The organism is Streptomyces sp. SYP-A7185, from assembly GCF_046103685.1.
Lineage (GTDB): Bacteria > Actinomycetota > Actinomycetes > Streptomycetales > Streptomycetaceae > Streptomyces.
The window spans coordinates 948,230-969,316 of the sequence record NZ_CP122310.1; the positions used below are offsets into that span (position 1 = coordinate 948,230).

The following is a 21,087-nucleotide window of genomic DNA, read 5'->3' on the forward strand; positions in this document are numbered from 1 at the left end:
GCTCGCCACGACCACGGCGGTGGGACACCGTGGGACACGCGGAACGGCCTTGAGCAGCCACGACGCGGCCCGGTAGGTTTCTGACGACACGGGACATCGGGGGGTATCTGGTGGATGAGGCGCACCGCACGGCGCAGACGGATCCGCAGCACGAACTGGCGGCCAGGCTGCGTCTGGTCCAAGAGCTGTCCGGACTCGGCGTACGGGCCCTGGCCCGGGACGCGGGCCTCAGCTCCTCGTCCCTCTCGCGCTACCTCAGCGGCCAGACCCTGCCGCCTTGGCCCGCGGTGGTCGCGCTGTGCCGCCTGGTCAAGCGCGACCCCCGGCCGCTGCGCCCCCTGTGGGAGCGATCCTCCAACCCGCTGCCCGCGCCCCCGAAGTCCAGCCGCCAGGGCCGGCCGAGGCCCCGCAACGACCTGCCGCGCGACGTGCCCGACTTCACCGGCCGCGAAGCTGAACTCGCCGCCGTGCTGGCGGCGGTGGACAGCCACCGGGTGGTCGCGGTCGACGGTATGGCGGGGGTGGGCAAGACCTGTCTGGCGATGCACGCGGCACACCGCCTCGCCGCCGGCTTCCCCGACGCCCAGCTCTATGTGGACCTGCACGGTTTCACCGAGGGCCGCGAGCCGCTCGACCCCGAATCCGCGCTGCGGATGCTGCTCGGCGCGCTCGACGTCCCCTCCGAGAAGGTGCCGCGCGAGGGCGTCGAGCAACTGGCCGCCTGCTGGCGCTCGGAGCTGGCCGACCGCCGGGTCGTCGTGGTGATCGACAACGCCGCCGATGCCGAGCAGGTCCGGCCCCTGCTGCCCGGCGCCGGCCCGTCCGTCGCCCTGATCACCAGCCGGAACCGGCTCATCGGCCTGGACGAGGTGCCGCCGGTCTCCCTCGACGTGCTGAGCCCGCAGGAGAGCGCGGAACTGCTGGCGCGGGCGAGCGGCGACCCCAGCGGCCCCGACGGCCGCCTGGCCCGCGACCCGGATGCCGCCGCCGAGGTGCTGCGGCTGTGCGGCCATCTGCCGCTGGCCCTGCGCCTCGCCGCGGCCCGGCTGCGGCACCGGCCCGGCTGGACCGTGGGCATCCTCGTCGAGCGGATGGCCGAGGGGGCGAGCGAGTTCGACACGGCGTTCGCCATGTCCGTACGGCAGCTGGACCGGTCCCAGGCGCGCCTGTTCCGGCTCCTTGGTCTGCTGCCCGGGGGTTCCTTCGACGCGTATCTGGCGGCCTCCCTGGCGGACGTGCCGCTGGGCGCCGCGCGGTCGATGCTGGAGGACCTGGTCGACGCGCACCTCGTCCAGGAGTCGACGGCGGGCCGGTACCGCCTGCACGACCTGGTGCACCAGCACGCGCGCCGGGCGGGCGAGGAGCAGGACGCACCGGCCGAGCGGCAGCGGGCCCTGGGCCGATTCCTGGACTACTACGTGCACGCGGCGGCAGCGGCCGACGCCGCGATGCCGTTCCTGGCGCCCGGCCGTGCGCCCTCCGCGGGCCGGGCTCCGGCCTCGCTGCCGCGGTTCGCGGACAAGAACGCGGCGTTCTCCTGGCTCGTCGCGGAATACGAGAACCTGGTGGCCGCCTTCGAGACGGCGGCGGCCGTCGGCGCCGACCAGCACGTGTGCGAACTGCCGCGCTTCCTGCGGGCGTACTTCGCGCGCCGCTGCGGCACGACCCACCTCAACGTCCTGTTCGAACGCGCGCTGGCCGCCGCCGAGCGGCTGGGCGATCCGCTCCAACTGGCCTGCGCGCACAGCGATCTGGGCTTCGCGCGCTACAACGCGGGCCGTATGGCGGAGGCCGCCGCGTCGTACGAGGCGGCGCAGCCGTGGCTGTCGCGGGCGGGGGACCTGGGCTCGGAGGCGGAGCTCGCCCTGCGCCTCGGCTATCTGAAGTGGGACGAGGGGTATGTGGACGAGCCGCTCGAACTCTTCGGGCTGGCCGGGAAGTTGTACGAGCAGGCCGGGTGCCCTTCGGGCACGGCCGGCGCGGTCGCGGCGGAGGCCTGGGCGATGCTTCAGCTGGGGCATCGCGAGGAGGCGGCCCAGCGGGCCCGGGAGGTGCTCGCCATCCCGCACGCCGACCCCGCCGCGCCGCCGACGCTGACGGCTCGGATCACCCTCGGCGTGGCCATCGCCCGTGAGGAGCCCGACGAGGCGGCGGAGCATCTGCACCGGGCGCTGGCGCTGGCCCGCGAGGACGGACACCTCCACAACGAGGCGTGGTGCCTCAACTGCCTGGGGGTCGCGCTGCGGCGGATGGGCCGTTACGAAGAGGCGCTGGGCAGCCACCGGCAGGCGTTCGCCCTGCTCGACGAGCTCTTCGAGGACCACTGGAAGATCCATTTCCTCAACGGCTACGCCGAGACCTGCCGCCTCGCGGGCCTGCCCGAAGAGGCCCTGCGCCTGCACCGCCAGGCGCTGGAGATCGCGCCACGCCTGGGGTACCGCACCGAGGAAGCCCTGGCGCACGAGGGCATCGCGAGCGTCCTCGACGCGACGGAGCCGGCCTCGGCCGCCGAACATCGCGCCGCGGGACGGGCCGTCCTGGAGGACCTCGACGCCTGATGCCGTGCCGGCCCTCGCGGCGGGCGGCCGAAGCCGTCCGCCGCGAGGGCCGGGGTCGGGCCCCTCGCGCCCGTGAGCCGCGTCTTGGTCAGAAGCGCACCGCGTACGACACGCGCCGCCGCAGGGACTTGGCCCGCTGGGCCTCGTGGAAGCGGGCGTCCTGCTCCAGGACCTCGGTGGCCCGGCGCACCTTGGCGCCGGCCCGCTCGATCGCCTCGTCGAGCGGCATCACCAGGGGCAGGTCGAAGATCTCGACGATCCGCTCCACGCGCTCCCGGACGCTGCCGCCCACCACGTGGTACGGGATCTCCAGCTCGTCCAGGGTTTCGATGAGCAGGTCGTCGGACATCGCGCGGAACTTCTCGGAGACCGGCCGGTGGCCGTCGGCCTTCATCTCGAACTCCACGGGCAGATGCACGTAGGCGTCGTAGATCCGCTTGGCACGCGCCTTGGCGATCGCGCCGTAGGCGTCCATGTACTGGCGGTAGAACCGCTTCACCGGAAGCCCGGCGACGTTCTTCACCGCCCGCAGGAGCACGTTCGCGCCGGGGTTGATGCCGACCCGCATACGGGCCTCGCCGTAGATCCACTCGTGGATCACCGAGCCGTCCGAGATGAACGCTCCCTCGCCCGCCTCGTGGTGGATCCGCTCCTCCAGCCGGCGTAAGCCGAGCATCGTCAGTTCCATCGCGCTGAGCTCTTGGACCTGCTTGCCCGGCACGAGGTCCACGAGGATCTCCCGGGACGTCATCGCGTGGGTGCGGGGGATGCCCGTCGCCATCGACAGCGTCTCGGTCGTGGTGCTCTTGCCGCTGGAGTACGTTCCGGAGATCGCCAGGTGCAGTCCGCGCCCCGCGGCCGTGGCGCCGGCGTGCGGTGCGGGGGTGGTCGGGGTGTCTGTGTTCCCCATGGGGTGTGCTCTCTTCCCGTCGTGAGTGGCCCGGCGTCCGCCGCGCCCGGTGTGGGGCGAGCCGGAGCCGGGGGTGAGGTGTGGTGGTCAGCCGCCCAGGCCCAGGCCTCCGCTGACCGGCAGGACCGCTCCGGTGACGAAGCGGCCCGATTCGCCGGCGAGGTAGCGCACGGCGGCGGCGACGTCGTCCGTGTCCCCGACGCGGCCGAGCGGGGTGATGGACAGCAGGTGGTCGCGTCGCCGGTCGGTGATCTCGCGGCTCATGTCCGTGTCGATCAGGCCGGGGGCGACGATGTTGACCGTGATGTTCCGCGGGCCCAACTCCCAGGCGAGGGAGCGGGCCATGCCGAGCATTCCGGCCTTGGCGGCCGCGTAGTTGACCTGGCCCGGCGCTCCGTAGGCGAAGGTCATGGAGGAGATCAGCACGATCCGGCCCCAGCGGGCCCGCACCATGCCGCGCACCGCACGCCGCACGGTGCGGAAGGCGCCGTGCAGGTTCACGTCGACGACGTCCGTGAAGTCCTTCTCGTCCATGCGCAGGAGCAGCGCGTCCCGGGTGATGCCCGCGTTGACGACGAGCACTTCGACCGGCCCGTGCGCGGCCTCGGCCTTCCCGAAGGCCTCGTCGATGCTGCGGGCGTCCGTCATCTCGGCGCGTACGCCCAGCAGTCCCTCGGGCGGTGCGCTGTCCCGGTGGGTGACGGCGACGCGGTCGCCGTCCTGTGCCAGTGCCGTCGCCACGGCGAGACCGATGCCGCGGTTGCCGCCGGTGACCATGACCGAACGTGACATCAGTGACTCCTCGGTGCGGTGGCGTCCCGCGCCTGCGGACGGCGTTCTTCCGCCGTCCGCAGGCCGGTGTGTGCCAGATTCTGGGTGGCCGTCGAGACGATGAGGCGTCCGATCTCCCCCAGGCTGGGGAAGGCGCCGTACGCATGCGTGGGGTCGGTGGGCCCGTCCTCGGCCTGTACGGCGAGCAGCGGCCGGCCGTCGGTGTGCCGTGGCTGGTTCACCGGGTCACCTCGCCGGGCCGGCCGCCGCCGCGCAGGAGCGCGGCGCCTCGGCGAACAGGTGCTCGACGGCCGCCGCGAGGCGGTCGGCCGTCAGGGCGTGGGGCAGCAGCCGCCGGGCGAAGCGCGGGTTCAGCGGGGTTCCGTCCCGCTGCTCCTCGGTCATCAGCGGCGGCAGGAACGCCAGTGGCGTACGGGCCAGTTCCGCGTCGCTCTCCACGAGGAAGCGCGCCGCGCGTTCCCGGTCGGCCTCGGGCAGCCAGTCCAAAAACGGCAGTCCGACCTCGACGACGTCGTCGTCCCCGGGGTCTTCGGTGCCGCCGCCCGCCTGGTCGCGCAGCAGCCGGCAGGGCGCGGCCCGCCATTCCTCGCGCAGCATGGGCACGCGGCAGCGGGCCTCGTCGAGCAGGACGAGCAGCGGCCGTCGCCGGTCCAGGTGCTCACGGACCTCGGCGTGCTGCTCCTCGTCCGGCCACAGTTCCCTCGGTGTCCAGTGCCGCGTTTCGAGGCCGGGTACGTGCTCTTCCCAGAGCATGCGGGCCGGACCTTCGAGCACGACGAGCACGTCCCCTAATCGGAGCGTGGGCGTAAAACGCATGATCAATTTCCCCCGTTGCTTTTCTTGCGGGTAACTCTGGTGCTAATTCGGCGTGAAAAAGCCGTCCAGGGCGCAACCAATCCGCCGCGCGCCCCTCCCCGCAATCCGGCGCACCGGAATGCAGGGGGAGCGCGGTAATGACGCGGCAATGGGTACGGAGTTGCTAGGCGGCCGCCGGCAGACGGTGCGCGAGCCAGCAGCGCCCGTCGATCCCCGCGAAGTCCTCGACCGCCAGTTCCGCGGTGCGCCAGCGGGCCTCGCCCATGGACAGCAGCCGGGAGTTGGCGGTGCGGACGGTCGGGACGAAGCGGTGCCCCAGGGGGCGCACCGGCGTGTCGGCGTTGATGACGAAGCGCCGCATCCAGAGCGTGTCGGTGTTGCCGCGGGCCAGGCCGTCCTGCGCGTAGAGCAGGATCTGGGCCAGCTGGGCGACGCCCACGAGCGCGTCGACCAGGGAGACCGACGGTCCGTACGCCGCTTCCGCCCCGCAGGTGTGTGCCTCCTCCTCCGTGGCGACCACGCGCTGCACCCCGCGCACCACCTGCCGGTCGAGGTCGACGCGGACCTGCTCGGAGGACTGTTCGCGCTGCTTGTAGCCCACGCCGTAGTGCCGGGCCCGCGCCGGTCCGAGCGCCTGCTTCTCGTCGGAGTACGTGGCCGGGCTCCCCGCCCCGTCGCCCGGTTCGTGCACGAGCGTGCAGCGGACCTTCAGGCCTCCGACCCGGCAGTCGAACGTGCTGGCCAGCGTGGCGTGCGCCCCGGAGGGACCCTCGACGGCGACCAGCGTGCCGCGCACGGGAAAGTCCTCCAGGTCTTCGTGCGGCGCGCTCCCGGCCCGTACGTCGGCGCTGCGCAGCCAGATCCTGCGGCGCGCGGCGGCGCCGAGTCCGAAGGCCCGGCCGAGGTGGGTCTCCGCGAGGTTCGCGGCGAGCACCAGGGCATCGATGCTGCTCAGGTGCGGGCGCAGCTCACCGGCGCCGGATTTGCGGGACCAGTCGCGCGGATAGGTGAGCGTGCCGCGTGCGGTGACGAGCGCGCCCGGTGCGGCGGAGCCGTCGGTGGTGATGTCCGTGAGTGCTTGTGTGACGCGCTTGTACCCGCTTCCGAAAAAGCGGGAGCTGCCGGGTCCGAGGCAGCTGTCCAAAGATCCGTACAGTAATTCCTTGTCGGTCATTCCCCGTTTACCTTCCCCCGTGTCGCGAGCCACGTGGCCCGGACAGAAAAAACACTAACCGGGACATCAAGGGGAAATCAATTAACGCAGGGATTCTGTGACGGCCTGCACACATAAACCCAAAGGGAACCTCAGATGGGGATTCTTTAACTCCAGTTCCGGTGGATCATTTCGCGAATTCGCAAAAGATCAGCGGCCCATCTGATCGCCTGAACCCCCCGATCGCCTGATCACCGGGCGCGCGGGTCCGCAGGCACCCGCGCGTCACTCGCAGGCGATCACGCGCGGCCAGCGGTCGGCGAGCAGATCGCCGAGCAGGGCGCGCAGCCGCTCACGGTCCTCCGCGGGAACGGCGGAGAGGAAGTCCTGCTCCACGGCGTCGACGGCGTGCCCGGCGCGTTCGAGGGCCTCGCGGCCATCGGCGGTGAGGCTCAGGATGTAGCGCCTGCGGTCCGCGGGGTTGCGCCGCCGCTCCACGTGGCCGGCCCGCTCCATCTCGTCGATCAGGGCGACCATCGTCGTCGGGTCGAGGTGGAGGATTCTGCTCAGGTCCTGCTGGGACAGACTGAGGTCGCTCTCCAGCGCCGCGAGGACGTAGAAGTAGCGCAGGCGCATGCCCTGCGCCATGAGGGCCCGCTCCGCGTCCTCCATCAGGATCGATCCGGCCTTGTTCAGCAGATAGCCGGTCCTGCGGACGAGGGGGAAGTCGAGCACCGCGGGTTGCGCCGGGATGGGCGTCGCCTCTGTCATCCGGCCGTTCCCCTTTACTGCTGAGTTCCTGCTGACTTCGCTGCCGTGTCCGCTGCTGGGACACGCCGCCGAGACGTGCTGCCGGCGTCTCGGCGAGGAGGCCGGGCGAAGGGGTGAGGCCTCTCGGCGGTGCCGAGCATCCCCCGTGCCGATCGTCGGTCACGTCAAGGGTACTGGTGGTGGCACCGGCCTCCAAGGCCGGTGCCACTCAGGGTGCTTCGTGCAACGGGGCGGGTAGCCCGGCCGTGTCCGACCGGGTTACCCATCTCCCCCGGCACGGTGGCTCACGCCTCTCCCCCGGCGCGAGCGGACTGGACGGCGACCGGGGCTCCGGCGACGGCCGCGTCCTCCGGGAGCCCGTGCGCGCCGACGGCCTTCAGCGCGGGGCGGGCCGCCGGGCTCACGGTGTCCTCGGCTGCCGCAAGGTCGCCCCGGGCGCTCTCGTGCAGGTCGCGCGTGCGGATGAAGACGAATCCCACGAGCGCGCCGACGGCGGCGACGGCCGCGCACACCCACATCACGTCCGTCAGCCCGTCCACGAAGGCGGTCCGGGCCGCGGCTTCGAGCGCGGAGCCCATCCCGGCGGGCGCCCGGCCCGCGGCTTCCGCGCCGCCGCCCGCGGCCACGGCCTCGCCGAACTCGTGCGCGGTCGAGCCCAGCTGACGCCCCGTCCCGGACTGCACGAACAGGTCGGTCACCCTGCCCTGGAACGCCGCGCCGAAGCCCGCGATGCCGATGGCGACACCCACCTGCTGGAAGGTCTCGTTGATCCCCGAGGCCATGCCCGCCTTGGACGGTTCCACGACGGCGATGGACAGCGAGGCGCGCGGCGGGTTGAAGAGCCCCATGCCCAGGCCGATCCCGAACATGCTCGGCAGCAGCGCCGTCCAGGCGGTGTCCGGGCCGGTGAGCGCGACCAGGGAGAGCCCGATCGCGATGAGCGTGAGGGACGTTCCCATCAGCAGCCGCTGCGGCACCCGGGTGGTCAGCGACCCGGAGATCGCGGCCGCCACGAACAGCGTCCCGGTCAGCGGCAGGAACCGCAGGCCGGTCTCCCACGGCGAGTACGCCAGCACGTTCTGGACGTACGACACGAGAAGGAAGATCGCGGACATGGTCGCGGCGGCGCACAGCAGCGTCACCACGGACACGCCGTTGAACGTCCTGTTCCGGAACAACGACAACTGGAACATGGCCTGTTCGCCGCGCCGCTTCTCCACGGCGCCGAACACCACGAGCAGCAGCACGGCGGCCGTGAACATCCCGACGATGGGCGCACTGCCCCAGCCCTCGGCCTCGCCGCGCAGCAGTCCCAGGACGAGCAGCGTCAGCGCACCGGTGAAGAGCACCATGCCCCACCAGTCCACGGCGGGGGCCGACTCCGCACGCGACTCGCGCATCCGCAGGACGCTCACGGCCATGGCGAGCAGTCCGACCGGGACGTTCACCAGGAAGATCCAGCGCCAGCTCAGCCCGTCGGTGAGCGCGCCCCCGATGAGCGGCCCGAAGGCGATGGACAGGCCGACCACGCCGCCGAAGATCCCGAAGGCCTTGCCGCGGTCCTTGCCCTGGTACTCCTGCCCGATCAGCGCGGGCCCGACGGCGAACAGGACCGCTCCGCCCAGGCCTTGGATCCCCCGGGCCACCGACAGGACGACGGCGTCGTTCGCCAGGCCGCAGGCGAGCGACGCCGCCAGGAACACGACGAAGCCGATGTTGAAGACCCGCTTGCGCCCCAGCCGGTCGGCCAGCGACCCCGCCGTCAGCAGGACGGCGGCGAGGCCCAGCGCGTACGCGTCAAGGACCCACTGAAGCGACGTGAAGCTCGCGTCGAAGGCGTCCCTGATGTCGGGCAGCGCCACATTCACCACGGTCAGGTCGAGCAGCAGCATGAACGTGGCCACACACACCACGGCCAGGGTCCACCCTCGCCCGCCCACCGTCGTCGTTCGTCCGGACATCGCTCCCCCGAGATCGGATGATCTAGTTCTCAAATCATCGATGTTTCCAACGATTTGAAAAATTACGAACACCCCGGAAACCTGTCAACGGACCGCTCACCTCTCGGCCATGATCCGACCGAAAACCACCTGGCAAAACCTCAGCCGAGGAAGGACAGACGCACCTCGCGCCGGGGGTTGTCGCGGTTGGTGTCCACGAAACTCCTTTAAGACAACCCCAGCCCATCCAGGTGACAACGCACGGCTGAAGCATCCTCATCCAATGCGGCGGCGAGCCGTTCCCAGTCCCACCCCCGTCAGCGTCACGCCTTCCTTGCCGACCCAGAATCACGAGTCGTAGCGTTCGGTCACCACCATCGCCGTCCCTGCGAGTACTGCTCCCACGTGCGACTCAGCCCACTCGGCAAGCAGCAGCGGCTTCTCGTCCACGGCCTTCAGCAGATGGGCGATCTCCTCGGCGGTCGGCGCGACCGGAAGGGCACAGCCGACCACGTCGTGGCCTGTCGCGCTGGTGTGCTCCCCGGGCTCCTCCTCAGGATCGTCCGGCACCCAACGGCCGATCTCGATCTCCCACAAAGCCTCGTCGTCGCCTGGTTCCGGCGCTTCGATCGTGAGGTAGAAGCCGTCGGAGTCGTACGGCTCCACGAAGAGGCGACAGCTGGGGTCGTCGAGCGAAGCCCATACGTCGCCGCCCTGGGAGTGCGCGGCGACCAGCACCCGCAGGGCGGCAACCGCCTTCTCCCGTTCCTTCGGGGTGCATCCCGATTCACGTCGGTCGAGCTGCTCGCGCGTCTCGTCGCTCAACGTGTCCTGCCCGTCGTCGTACTTCACGAAGGGGTGGCCGAACTCCCAGCAGCGCTCGGCCTCGGGCTCCTCCTCCGAGAAAGTTCCCGAGAAGTCCGCGAGTCCTGTCTCCAGCCCGTGCCTCTCTGCCTCTAGTTCGGATCGGATCGCCCTACTGACCGTGTCCGGGAGAGCCGCCACGGCACTTTCCAGGTCGGCGAGCGCCTGGTGAAGCCGAAGGCAGACGTACTCGTACCACAGACTGTGGGCGCCGCCGAGCAGAGAGGTGCGGGCGGCAGGGTCGGTCAGCGCGGCGAGGTGTGTGCGCGGGTAATAGCCCACACGCCGCTCTCGACGGTCGTGGATGCTGACAGGGGCGGTAGCGAAGGCGGAGATTCGATTGAGGGCGTCGACGACCGGAACCGCGACGCGAGGTTCGGCAACGCTCGTCACGGTCTTGGACACGACGCCGTCCGGACCTTGGTAGGTCGCCAGGATCTGGGTCCTGCCACGGGTGGCGTGCTGAGAGTAGATGGTCAAGGAGAACGCCTTTCAGCTGTCCGGCACACGAGAGCCGTACAGAGCAGTTGCGCAGGAAGCGGGAAGGAGGTGGTGGCGAGGGCGCTTTCCGACGCTCCGTACCTCAAGACGACCGGAGGTGGCCCAGGCACCGTCCCAGGCTCCATTCCTGCCCGCAGGCTAGCGCACCCCCTGCGCTTCGCAAGCAGATACTCTTTCCTCTTGGCGCAAGGACAGGTGACTGGCGATCCCTCGTCGCAGCCGAACTCGATGACGTCACCTGCGGATTTAGACCGTGTCGCAGGCCGCAGCGTGGATACTCTGCCAGGCAACCAAGAACTCGGTCATGCAGGACAACGCTCCCTGGTTGCGTGAGGCGAGCGACCGTCTGTGGCATCCGGGGACGAAGAGGTCGTGGGTTCAAATTCCGCCACCCCGACAGCTGAACCACGAGGTCAGGGGCCTGGTCCGCATAGCGGGTCAGGCCCCTGAGTGGTTTCTGAGGTCGTCTTGGGAGGTATTCGGGATCCAGCCACCAGATCCGGGTCCCGAATCTCCCGGGAATGAATCAAGCAATCATCTCCGAACCCGGGATGGTTCCCTCCGGCGGGTCGAGAAGCGTGAACGCGCAGTCCCCCGGGCGCCGCCCCAATCGCTGCACCATCAGTGCCCCCAGAAGCGCGGCTCCGGGTCCGCGTACCGGTCCTGCCTCAGTACCGACGAAGATCAGGCCGTTCTCGTCCGGCTGCCAATTCTCGTACTCGCTTCCGGCAACCGATGCGAGGCAGAAACCGAGGAGGTCTGCCTGCAGCCCAGTAGGCAGGTCGCTGCGGAGGAACACCAGCGGATGCGCCATCCCTTCGTCGTCGTAGCCAGCTGCCATGACGGCACCGAGCCCCATAGGCAACGGGTACATCTCCTTGGGGATGTCCTCCACGACGCCCTTGAGATGGAGCACAGCAACGTCTTTCAACTCTGCGAACACCTCCTCGTCAGATCGCCAGCCATCCTTCGGCGCCCAGTTCCCGTCGCCGTAGAGGTCCAGGACATCTGACGTGGCCTCCGGTGGTTCTGCTCGCACTGAATCCGGCAGGTCATCCACTTCCTCCACCGTCGCGCCTTGCACGTCCGTCTCCGGCCAGAAGCTCAGGACGGGATAGGGTCGGTGGATGTAGTGAGCCAGCAGAGACCGGATGGCGAATGCGACTTGGATATCGCTCAGTCCGGGGCGCACGAGGATGCATAGCCGTTCTGCCATAAGGCCCAGCGCCGCGTGCATGTTCTGTTCCCCCAGGTCGAACTCGACCACCCTTGCGTCCATCGCCTCCATCAGCACCGGGAGCTCCAGCCCCCAGGCGTCATGCGCCCGGATCCTGCCCGGGGTCTTGTTCTCGTCCCGAGACCCCTCTGATGCCCATTGGGTTACTCGCGCTTGCATGAGTTGTCCTTCCGCTGTTTGAACCAGGTCACCCACTCTTGGGCCGGTTCATTGACCAGAAGTCCTAAAGTCAGGAGATGCCCTCTCGTGCCCGCCGCGCCTGCCACGCTCAGCAGCACAAGGGCGTCTGCGCCTCGCTGCGCCGCGCCAAGCCTCGTGTGGTCCCCACCCCACCGGGCACGAGGAGATTCACGGCGTCGGGCGCCGTCCGCCAACTGTCCCGTCGTCGCCCTTGACCGAACCCTCAGGGGCATCCCGCCGGAGTGAGCGGGATTGCGGCCAAAAAGATTTACAAGCCGCGAGACCGTCTGCAGCTCGGCCGCTTCGATGCAACCCGACGGGTAGGGAGAGCTTGTCCAGCTATGGATGTCGCATGGGTCGCGTGGAACGGATCCACCCGACCTCATTTGAGCTGCTGGTTCGCGTCCGCTGGCCTATCAGACTTGCAAGCTGCAAGAGGACGTCCACCACTTGAGGCTTGAGTTGCTCTCAGCAGGATTGTTGGCGCTCCCTGGGGTAGAGGGCCCCCTGACTACCGCTCCCACGCTTAAACCCGAACGGCCCGTTCAGAGACCTGGCACGCGTCCGCGGCATTTTCGGCCACTCAACGACGGCGGCCGGCTGCTCCGCGTAATCTCACGGCCATGGGGGAGTCAACATCCGGTGCAGGACAAGCGGCTGACGAGGAGGCGCGGCGGCGGCTGAACGCGTACACGTACCTCAGCGCGCCCGAGCGGCTGGAGCACGTCGCGATCATGCGGGTCTTCTGCGGGACGCTGCTGGCGGATCTCGCCGTCCCGGACATCATGGCGAAGCTGCGCCAGGCCGGTGCTTCCGCCGCAGGACTTGACGCCGACACCCTCACGGTCCGGCTGGAACAGCTGGTCCAGTGGGGAAACCTGCTCCGCAGCAGCCACACGGTGAACGCGTCCAGCATCAGCGAGTACCAACGTTCCCGCTCGCGCTACCAGCTGTCGAAACTGGGCGAGCGTATCCAGCGGGACGCCGACGGAGTCCTGGCGGAAGCCGACGCCGCCCGCGAGGTGAGCAACGAACTGCTGGCCCTGGTCGAGCGCGGACTACGGGAGCTGGCCGACCTCGTGACCGCGCCGGGCGGCGTCGAGCCGCAGGACGGACTGGAGCGGATCAGCACGCTGTTCGTGCAGTTCACCGAGTTCGCGGACTCCATACGCGACTTCTACGCCTACCTCGGCCAGGTGCTGTCCCGCTACGACCTGGACAGCGCCGAGTACCAGGGCTTCAAGGAACTGCTCCTGGACTACGTCGAGGCGATCACGGAGGACGTGGCGTTCCGCGCGCCCCGGATCTCGGCGGCGTTGGACACTCTGTGGCCGCACATCCCGGCTCTGCTGGACCGGCTGGACTCCCACGCCCAGGGGCTGACCGGGCTCTCGGCGCAGGCGCAGGGCGAAAGCCGCCCGGAGGTCCGGATCCAGCGCAGCCGGGGCCGTGAGTTCGCGGACTGGGAGGGCCTGCGCGGCTGGTTCAGCAACACCGACGGCCAGGGCAGCCAGGTCGACCAGCTACGCGACGCCACCCTGCGCGCGTTGCAGTCGCTGCTCGCCAACGCCAAGCGGATGCTGCGGTCGGCCACCGGGGAGATGTCCCGGCGCAAGGATCTGCTGCGGCTGGCCCGCTGGTTCGACGAAGCGGCGCCGCGAGACGCGCACGACATCGCCGTCGCCGCCTTCGGGCTGTACGGCGCCCGCCATCTGGGTATACCTCCGGCCACCGACGAAGTGGTGCCCGCCTACACGAGCTGGTGGACCGGCCCGGTGGTCGAGGTGCCGGTGGCCCTGCGCGAAAGAGGCAGCCGAGCCCAGCGAGGCCGGGCCTCAACGGTGGAGGACCACTCTGCGCAGAAGCAGCTGCTGAGGGAGGCAGCCCGTCAGCGGGCAGCGGCCAGAACAGCAGCGGCAGACGAACTGCGCAGCGCGTCGGGCCGGTTCGCCGAGGTACGCCTCACGTCAGCGGCACTCAGCCTGCTCCTGGAGCTGCTGGCCACAGCGCTCGGAAACGCACAACTCAGCCGGCCCGTCAGCACGGACGGGGAGAGGACGGCGGGGTTCGACCTCGACTCGGCCAGCAGTGAAGACGCCGAACTGCGTATCCGCCTCACCGTGCGCCGGACGGCGGGCACGCGAACGGTGCTGTATTCGGCCGACGGCGACCTGCTGCTGGACGACCTGGAGCTGGACATCGGTCGCACCTCCGCCGCGGTCGACGGCGAAACGGAGGCGAGCGTGTCATGACCCTCCCCTCGACTCACGACGTGGCCCTGACAGCCGAGCGCCGCACAGCCGCCCGGTTGCTGCTCGCTCACCCGCTGATCGCATCGGACGGCCCCCACGCCGACCTCTTCCCGCTGATCCGCAGGCACGCCGACTGGCTGGGCAAACGGTTCCAGCAGGTGCTCGGCTACCGCCTGCTGGTCGACAGCTCCTACGCCCGCCTGTTCAAGGCGGGGCTGGGGACGGGTTCGGGTCATCGGCTGGAGCGCTCCACCGGCACCCCGTTCACCCCACACACATACGCCTGCCTCGCGCTCGCCCTGTCCGTGCTGGTGACCGCGCCCGAGCAGATGCTCCTGTCACACCTGGTCGCCGAGATCAGAGCTGCCGCAGCCGACGCCGGAATCGAGCTGGAGGAAACGGGCCGAGCGGCCGGGAAGCGGACCCTGGTCGCGGCTCTGCGCCAGCTCGTCGACTGGGACGTGCTCATCGAGACCGAGGGTCATGTGGCCGCACTTGCGCAGGAGGCGGGCGGAGAAGCCCTGATCACGATAGACCGGGAGCTGGCACGCGTGGTCGTCGCCGGCCCGCTCTCCCAGGCACGGAACGGCGCCGACCTGGTCCGGCGGGCAGCGGACCCGGGCTTCGGCGGACCACGCACCTACGTGCGCCGGATGCTCGTCGAGACACCCGTCGTCCACCTCGACGAGCTGACGGACGCCGAGCGTGACTGGCTGCGCACCCGGCAGCGCCGGGAGGCCCAGGCATTTTTCGAACTCCTCGGTCTGGAGATGGAGATCCGTGCCGAGGGCGTGGCGCTGGTGGACCCCGAGGAGGAGCTGACGGATCTGCACCTGCCGGGCACCGGGACCGTCGCACAGGCCGCGCTGCTGCTGGCGGAACGGCTGGTGAAACGCCTTCGGCCGCATGAGCCGGGGCATCCGGCGACCGGCGGGACGCTCGTCATCGGGGTGGCCGTCCCAGACGGCCTGGTGGACGAGGTGCTCGCCGAGCTCATCACCGAGTACGGGCAGCGCAGCAACTGGCAACGCGGCTACCTGGAGGACCCTCCCTCCCTGCGAGAGGCCGTACTGGACCTGCTGGTCCGCATGCGGCTGATGGCCCGCGCGGGCCGGCTGCGCGCCGAGGGCGAAGGACTGCCGGAGGGGTACGTCGAAGAGGCGTCGGAAGGACGCACGGTGACCGATGTCCATGGCGCACGGCCCGGCGGCGACGGCTGGGTGCTGCTGGCCGCAGCGGCCCGCTACGCCACCCAAGTCACGGTGCGCCCGGCCACCGCAGCCGGCAAAGGCGCGGACGTACAAGAGGAGTTGCCGCTATGACCACCGACGGGCGTGGCCTCGTTCCGCTGCCGCGTTCCGGCGCTGCGACACCCACCGGCCCAGCGACGACCGCCGGCACCCGCTTCCGGCTGCACCGGGCGGGCATCCAGAACGTCTGGCAGTACGACGAGCAGGAGTTCTCCTTCGGCGACGGACGCCTGCTGCTGCGCGGCAAGAACGGCGCGGGCAAGTCCAAGGCCCTGGAGATGCTGCTCCCGTATCTTCTGGACGGCGACTCCCGGGCACTGGACGCGACAGGCACCGGCCGCACCACGCTCGCCTGGCTGATGCTGGACGGGTTCGAGCAGACCAACCGTCTCGGGTACCTGTGGGTGGAGTTCCAGGGCACGGCCGACGACGGCGGTCACCGCCACCTGACGCTCGGTGCCGCCATCCGCGCCTCGAAGTCGACGCAGAAGGCGCTGCCGACGTTCTTCGTCACCCCGCTGCGGATCGGTGAGGACCTGCACCTGGTCGAGGCCGGTAAGCCGCTGCCGGTCGACCGGCTCAAGGAGATCGTCGGCTCCGACAACACGACCGACCGTGCAGTCCAGCACCGCTCGCGCGTGGCCCGCGACCTGTTCGGCATCACCGACGCGACGCGCTACCGCAATCTCACCCAGCTCCTCCACCGGCTGCGGCGCCCGACGGTCGGCGACCGGATCGAACACGGGGGCCTGGTCTCCCTGCTGAGCGAGACCCTGCCGGGGCTCGACGAGGACGTGGTCGAGAAGGTGGCGCGCAACCTGCACGACCTCGACGCCGTACGGGACGAACTCGGCCGCCTGGAACGCACTGACACGGCACTGCGCACCTTCCTCACCAGTTACCGCGGCTACCTGGCCGGAGTCCTGCGCACCTCCGCGCAGAGAGTGAGCCACGAACTGGGCGTCCTCGCGCACCGGCGCCGGGCGGCCGGAGACGCCGCACAGCGGACGAGCGACCTGCGGACGCAGGAGGAGGAGTCGGAGGGCCGACTGGAGACCCTGCACGACGAGGAACAGAACGCCCGGACCGACCTGGCCGCCCTGCACGCCAGTCACGCCTACCGCAGCCTGCGCGAACTGTCGGAGCGCCGCAGCACGGTGGAGGCGCTGCACACCGCCGCCGAGGCCGCCTTCACCACCCTGCGCAACGCACACGACGCGGAGGAGAACACGGCGGAGCGGCTCACCGAAGGGGTCGAACACCTGGGGAGCCGGCTGGCCGAGCTGGGAACCGAACACCGGGAGCTGCTGACGCAGGCGGAGAAGGCCGGGCTTCCCACCGGTCATCTCGGCGAGGCGGTGGCTCTGCCGCGCACGGTTCTCGCCCAGGCCACCGAGACCGATCTGACGACTCCGGACGGGGAGTCGCGTACCGTACGGCACCGGTCGGTGGCCCGCGTGGACACGGTCACGGCGCAGGAGGGGCTGCGGTCCTGGCAGTACCAGTTGGAGGACGCCGAGGCGGTCGCGAGAAACCGGGCCCGGATGGTTCAGGAGGTGACCCGCCTCATCTCACGGGCGGACGAGGCCCGGACCGCGGCGGCTCAGGCCGATGGCGAGCGGGAACGGCTGGAGGGCGAGGCGGAAGAGGCCGCCGGCCATCTGGAGGGCAGCCGTCAGAAGGTCGCCGAGGAGAGCGGCGCCTACGCCCGCCAAGTCGCCGACTGGGCGGCACGCACGCGGACTGCGCTGGGTATCGACTGCCCGTCACTCGACGCTGTCCACGCCACCGTCGGCCACGAGACCTCTACCGACGCGCCGTTCGCGGACCGCACACTGCCGCCCGACATCGACAGCCAGGCGTGGCGGACAGCTCAGGCCGCGTTGGAGCCGTACGGCGAGGAACTCACCGGGCGCCGGGACGCCCTGGCACTCGACGTCAACCGGCTCGGCGAGGAAGTCGACCACCTGGCGGAGCAGAAGCGGGACTGGGAGCAACGTACCGACCCCGAGCCGCCGGCCCCGCACCATCGTGCCGCCGCAAGGACGCCGGGCAGTGGAGCCCCTTTCTATCGGCTCGTGGACTTCGTGGACGACCTGGCTCCGGCCGACCGAGCCGGTCTGGAAGGGGCGCTGGAGGCGAGTGGAATCCTGGACGCGTGGGTGAGTGCGGGCGGCGTCCTTCTCGATCCGCGCACCCGGGACACCCTTCTCCAGCCGGGTCCCGTGCTGTCCGGCGGGCGGACTCTCGCCTCGGCCCTGCGCCCGGCCCCTGAACCGGGTTGCGGCGTCACCTCCGAGCAGGTGGAGAGTCTCCTGGCCACCATCGCACTCGCATCGGCACAGGAGACCTCCGCGCACAACGCGGTTTTCTACGACGGCAGTTGGCGTCTGGGCGTACTCAGCGGTCGTCATGACAAGGGCGACACCGAGTACGTGGGGGCCGCCGTACGCGCCGAGACTCGGCGACGCATTCTCGCCGAGTTGGAGGAGCGGATCGCGCATACGAAACAGCGGCTGGCCGATGTCCGCGAGGAACTCGCCGTAGCCGATGCCATGCGTCGGGCTCTCACGATCGCGGAACGGGATTTCCCCAGGGCACGGAATCTCGCGGACGCATGGAGCAGGACTGAATCAGCCGAGCGGACGCTGCGCGACCTGACCGCCAAGGCGACCCGGGCGGCGCGGCTGGCCGAGGAGGCCCGCGCTCTGGCGGTATCGGCGCGGACCGAGGCGGATGCCACCGCGACTGCCCACGATCTGCCCGGCGACCCCGCCGCCCTGGACCGTGTGCGCACCGCACTGGCCGGCCTGCTCAGCGGTATCGGGCATTTGCGCAGGGCGGTCAGCGGCACGGGAGAGCGACTCGGTACCAACCAGACCGATGCCGACCGGTACGGACGCGCCCGCGAGGATCGCCTGGCTGCGGAAGAGGGCTACCGGGTCCACCTCACCGGTCTGCGTACCGCCGAGCAGGACCTGCGCACCCGCGAGGAGGCCATCGGGTCGTCCGAGGAGGAGATCCTCACCCGCGAGCAGGAGACCAAGCAGCGCATCGCGAACGCCGTCCAAGCGCTCCCCGCGGCACAACGAGCTCGCGACGATTTCCACGACCTGCGCGTACGCGCGGAAGAGGACGAAAAGCGCCTGCGCGGGAGCCTGGTGGATCAGGAGACCGCGGTCATCGACGTCGGCAGCGCTCTTCGCGGCGCTCTCAGTCGACCCGAGGTGGTGCGCGGCGCCGGGCTTGACCGGGCTTCGCTCCCCGAGTTCGTGTCGGACGATCCCGGCGCGGACGTCCGCAGCCGTCTGCGCGCGCTGCGGGCCCTCGCCGAAGCCGTGGAGCAGGCCCTCGGCCGCCCGAAGGGCGAGGTCTCGGACAGCACCCTGCTCAACCGCCACACCGATCTGCGCGACCAACTGGCCGGCGGATTCGACGCGCAGCTGGAGGAGCGTGACGGGATCAAGGTGTGCCGCTTGGTCGACGACCACGGGTCCCATGACGTCGCGGCCGTGGGCGAGCGGATCGCGGTTCAGGCCGCGGAGGCCCGGGGACGGCTCACCGAGCGCGAACGTGAGGTCTTCCAGCGGTTCCTGACCGGCGAGCTCGGCGACCACCTCTCGGCACAGGTCATCACCGCGGCGAACCTGGTCGCGGCTCTCAACGACACCCTGCGGACTGTGCGCACCTCCCACGGCCTCGGTGTCGAGCTGCTGTGGAAGCTGGACGAGGACGTGGACGCGGATGTGCGCGCGGCCGTCGAGCTGCTGCGCAGTCCGTCGAGCCTCAGGACTCGCGACCAGACAGAGCAGCTGCGCGAGGTGCTGCAACGCCGGATCGAGGACGCCCGCCGTGCCGACCCGTCAGCCGGTTACGCCGCCCATCTGCGGACCGCGCTGGACTACCGCGACTGGTTCCGCTTCCACACCTTCGTGGTCGAAGACGCGGCCCCGGGCCGCCGTAGGAAACTGACCGGCCGGACCGGTCTCAGCCAGGGCGAACAACGCGTGCTCTCCTACCTCGTACTCTTCGCCGCGGCTGCCGCCCACTTCACCAGCCTCGCCGAGTCGGCACCGCACGCGCCGCGGCTGATCCTCCTGGACGACGCCTTCGCCAAGGTCGACGAACCCACCCATGGCCGGCTGGGCCGTATCCTCGTCGACCTCGATCTCGACTTCGTCCTCACCAGCGAGCGGCTCATGGGCAACTGGCCCGAGGTTCCGTCCCTGCACATCTACGAGTGCCTCCGTGATCCCCACGTACGCGGGGTGGCCACCCTGCACTACACCTGGAACGGTCGGCACCGGCGTCTGGTGTCCGTATGAGCGGGCTGCCCGCCGCAACGCGCGACTGGCTGACGGGACCTGGACTCACCCGGCTCTGGCAGGGGGTACGTAAACGCCTGGAAAGCAACGGCGTACAGGCCACGGGTTCACTCCGGCTGACCGCGATGAACGCCCAGGAACGCAACGACCTGTCTCTTCTGCTCGGCAAACCCCTCACAAGTGCCGCCGTGACCATACGGCTCGACGTGCTCGACGCACGGCTGCGCGCTTCGGCCGCCGGACTCGGCCTCAGACAGACCCTGGAGGAACTCGGCCCGCCACTCACCGACCGCCGTGCCGCCCGTGCGGACGTGGCCACACGGCGGGAACAAGTGTGGTCGTCCCTTGCTTCGTCACTGGACGCCTCCCCACTAGCCGACCAGGAATGGCCCCGGCAGTGGTACGACCTGCTGCGCCGTGCCGGTGTTCCAAGAGGAGTGACGCCCGAAGCGGCGATATGGACACTTCAGCAGGCGATCCAGGTCCTCACCGCTCTTCTCGGACCCGAAGGACATGAACGCAACGGCACACGCGGCCGAGGAGAACTCGCCGCCATGACGACCGGCTCCGCGCACGGCCTGGACGACGGAACCTGGCTCGCACGCCTCGTCCAACGCGGGGTCGCCCTCGCCCATGGCACCGAGTTCCCCGACGACGCGGCCGGCCGACGCGCTCTGTGGCGGCTGGTGTCCGTCACGCCGGACGAGGTCTCCAGCACGGTGCTGACGTACGGACTGCGACCCGACGGCGAGGGCTGGCGGGAGCGTGCTCTGCGGGAGCGAGCCGACCATCACGCCGAAGTGCACGTCACACCACGCGACCTGCATGGCCTCCGGCCGCAGCTCCCCGCCGGAACGCTCATCCACATCTGTGAGAATCCGCGCGTGGTGGAAGCCGCGGCGGACGCGGCCTGCGTCCAGCCCCTGGTGTGCACCTCCGGCAGCGCGGCCACCGTGGTCTTCACTCTTCTCGACGCCCTCGCCGCCACGGGTTGCCGCTTCGCGTACCACGGCGACTTCGACTGGCCGGGGATCGCTCTGGCCAACCGGGTCATCCGCCGCTACGAAGCCCTGCCGTGGCGCCTGGGCACGGCGGACTACGAGCGCCTGGCCGCCCGCAGTCAGGCCGAAGGCATCCCTCAACTGGCCCTCGACGGACAGCCGGTCGACGCAGACTGGGACCCGGACCTCGCCCCTGCCATGACCGCCCTCGGCGTCGCGCTCCATGAGGAGGCCACGCTCGATCTCTTGGTGGCAGACCTGTCACGCCAGGTGTAGAGCGACGTCGGCATCATGCGGAACTCACCTGGATTGTCAGTCCTTTTCGGCATGATTGACGCTCACACCTGATACGACGCCGCTCCCGGGTGACTCTGACCAGAGGATCACGTCGCGGGGCGGTGTCGACGATTGGAGTCCGATGCCCGCACCGGAATCACGCTTGTCTCTTCCATACGACTTCCTGCGTACGGTCATCGCGCAGGCGTCCGATGATTCCCCGCCTACCCGCATGGCTATCGAGGCGATACGCACGGCGCC

At 70.2% G+C, this 21,087-nt stretch carries 14 protein-coding genes; 5 read left to right on the forward strand and 9 right to left on the reverse strand.

Translation table 11 applies throughout. The features are described from left to right. Positions 1-110 precede the first annotated feature (110 nt). Positions 111-2,558 (forward strand): tetratricopeptide repeat protein, encoded by a 2,448-nt coding sequence (locus tag QBL25_RS04090; RefSeq protein ID WP_409055584.1) that lies wholly within the window; start codon positions 111-113, stop codon positions 2,556-2,558. Positions 2,559-2,646: 88 nt separating this feature from the next. On the opposite strand, the gene QBL25_RS04095 is transcribed toward QBL25_RS04090, so the two are convergent. From QBL25_RS04095 to QBL25_RS04135, 9 genes are all read right to left on the reverse strand, one after another. Next, entirely contained in the window at positions 2,647-3,468 is an 822-nt protein-coding gene (locus QBL25_RS04095; RefSeq protein WP_409055585.1) for an ATP-binding protein, read from the reverse strand. 87 nt (positions 3,469-3,555) lie between these two features. Next, positions 3,556-4,260 carry a 3-oxoacyl-ACP reductase FabG gene (gene fabG / locus QBL25_RS04100; protein ID WP_409055586.1) on the reverse strand — a complete coding sequence of 235 codons (705 nt, stop codon included), beginning with the start codon at positions 4,258-4,260 and terminating at the stop codon, positions 3,556-3,558. After that, entirely contained in the window at positions 4,260-4,481 is a 222-nt protein-coding gene (locus QBL25_RS04105; protein WP_409055587.1) for a hypothetical protein, read from the reverse strand. The genes fabG and QBL25_RS04105 overlap by 1 nt, the downstream gene beginning before the upstream one ends. 4 nt (positions 4,482-4,485) lie before the next feature. Then, on the reverse strand, positions 4,486-5,076 hold the full coding sequence (locus QBL25_RS04110) for a hypothetical protein (protein WP_409055588.1): 591 nt from the start codon (positions 5,074-5,076) through the stop codon (positions 4,486-4,488). Positions 5,077-5,239: 163 nt separating this feature from the next. After that, on the reverse strand, positions 5,240-6,250 hold the full coding sequence (locus QBL25_RS04115; RefSeq protein WP_409055589.1) for an AvrD family protein: 1,011 nt from the start codon (positions 6,248-6,250) through the stop codon (positions 5,240-5,242). A gap of 264 nt (positions 6,251-6,514) precedes the next feature. Further along, a complete protein-coding gene (locus QBL25_RS04120; protein WP_409055590.1) occupies positions 6,515-7,000 on the reverse strand; it encodes a MarR family winged helix-turn-helix transcriptional regulator in 486 nt (161 codons plus the stop codon). Between the two features lie 284 nt (positions 7,001-7,284). Further along, positions 7,285-8,961, reverse strand: a complete 1,677-nt coding sequence (locus QBL25_RS04125) for an MFS transporter (RefSeq protein WP_409055591.1) — start codon at positions 8,959-8,961, stop codon at positions 7,285-7,287. Between the two features lie 327 nt (positions 8,962-9,288). Next, entirely contained in the window at positions 9,289-10,209 is a 921-nt protein-coding gene (locus QBL25_RS04130) for a hypothetical protein (RefSeq protein ID WP_409055592.1), read from the reverse strand. Positions 10,210-10,831: 622 nt separating this feature from the next. Beyond that, entirely contained in the window at positions 10,832-11,593 is a 762-nt protein-coding gene (locus QBL25_RS04135; protein WP_409062544.1) for a hypothetical protein, read from the reverse strand. 752 nt (positions 11,594-12,345) lie between these two features. Between QBL25_RS04135 and QBL25_RS04140 the strand changes: the two genes are divergently transcribed. Genes QBL25_RS04140 through QBL25_RS04155 form a run of 4 tightly spaced genes read left to right on the forward strand, consistent with a single transcriptional unit; the run spans position 12,346 to position 20,826 of the window. Then, positions 12,346-13,974, forward strand: coding sequence for a TIGR02677 family protein (locus QBL25_RS04140; RefSeq protein WP_409055593.1), 1,629 nt, complete (start codon positions 12,346-12,348; stop codon positions 13,972-13,974). A 20-nt stretch (positions 13,975-13,994) separates the two neighbouring features. Then, the gene (locus tag QBL25_RS04145) at positions 13,995-15,296 is read left to right on the forward strand and encodes a TIGR02678 family protein (protein ID WP_409055594.1); all 1,302 of its coding nucleotides are present in this window, start codon (positions 13,995-13,997) and stop codon (positions 15,294-15,296) included. Beyond that, a complete protein-coding gene (locus QBL25_RS04150; RefSeq protein WP_409055595.1) occupies positions 15,293-19,549 on the forward strand; it encodes a TIGR02680 family protein in 4,257 nt (1,418 codons plus the stop codon). Before QBL25_RS04145 ends, QBL25_RS04150 begins: the two co-directional genes overlap by 4 nt. Next, positions 19,546-20,826: a TIGR02679 family protein gene (locus QBL25_RS04155; RefSeq protein ID WP_409055596.1), complete on the forward strand. Its 1,281-nt coding sequence runs from the start codon at positions 19,546-19,548 to the stop codon at positions 20,824-20,826. The genes QBL25_RS04150 and QBL25_RS04155 overlap by 4 nt, the downstream gene beginning before the upstream one ends. Positions 20,827-21,087: the final 261 nt, after the last annotated feature.

Coding starts and splice junctions, on each gene's coding strand:
- QBL25_RS04095 (WP_409055585.1), bottom strand. CDS start 3,468: ATGGGGAACACAGACACCCCGACCACCCCCGCACCGCACGCCGGCGCC.
- fabG (WP_409055586.1), bottom strand. CDS start 4,260: ATGTCACGTTCGGTCATGGTCACCGGCGGCAACCGCGGCATCGGTCTC.
- QBL25_RS04110 (WP_409055588.1), bottom strand. CDS start 5,076: ATGCGTTTTACGCCCACGCTCCGATTAGGGGACGTGCTCGTCGTGCTC.
- QBL25_RS04115 (WP_409055589.1), bottom strand. CDS start 6,250: ATGACCGACAAGGAATTACTGTACGGATCTTTGGACAGCTGCCTCGGA.
- QBL25_RS04120 (WP_409055590.1), bottom strand. CDS start 7,000: ATGACAGAGGCGACGCCCATCCCGGCGCAACCCGCGGTGCTCGACTTC.
- QBL25_RS04125 (WP_409055591.1), bottom strand. CDS start 8,961: ATGTCCGGACGAACGACGACGGTGGGCGGGCGAGGGTGGACCCTGGCC.
- QBL25_RS04135 (WP_409062544.1), bottom strand. CDS start 11,593: ATGGAGGCGATGGACGCAAGGGTGGTCGAGTTCGACCTGGGGGAACAG.
- QBL25_RS04140 (WP_409055593.1), top strand. CDS start 12,346: ATGGGGGAGTCAACATCCGGTGCAGGACAAGCGGCTGACGAGGAGGCG.
- QBL25_RS04150 (WP_409055595.1), top strand. CDS start 15,293: ATGACCACCGACGGGCGTGGCCTCGTTCCGCTGCCGCGTTCCGGCGCT.
- QBL25_RS04155 (WP_409055596.1), top strand. CDS start 19,546: ATGAGCGGGCTGCCCGCCGCAACGCGCGACTGGCTGACGGGACCTGGA.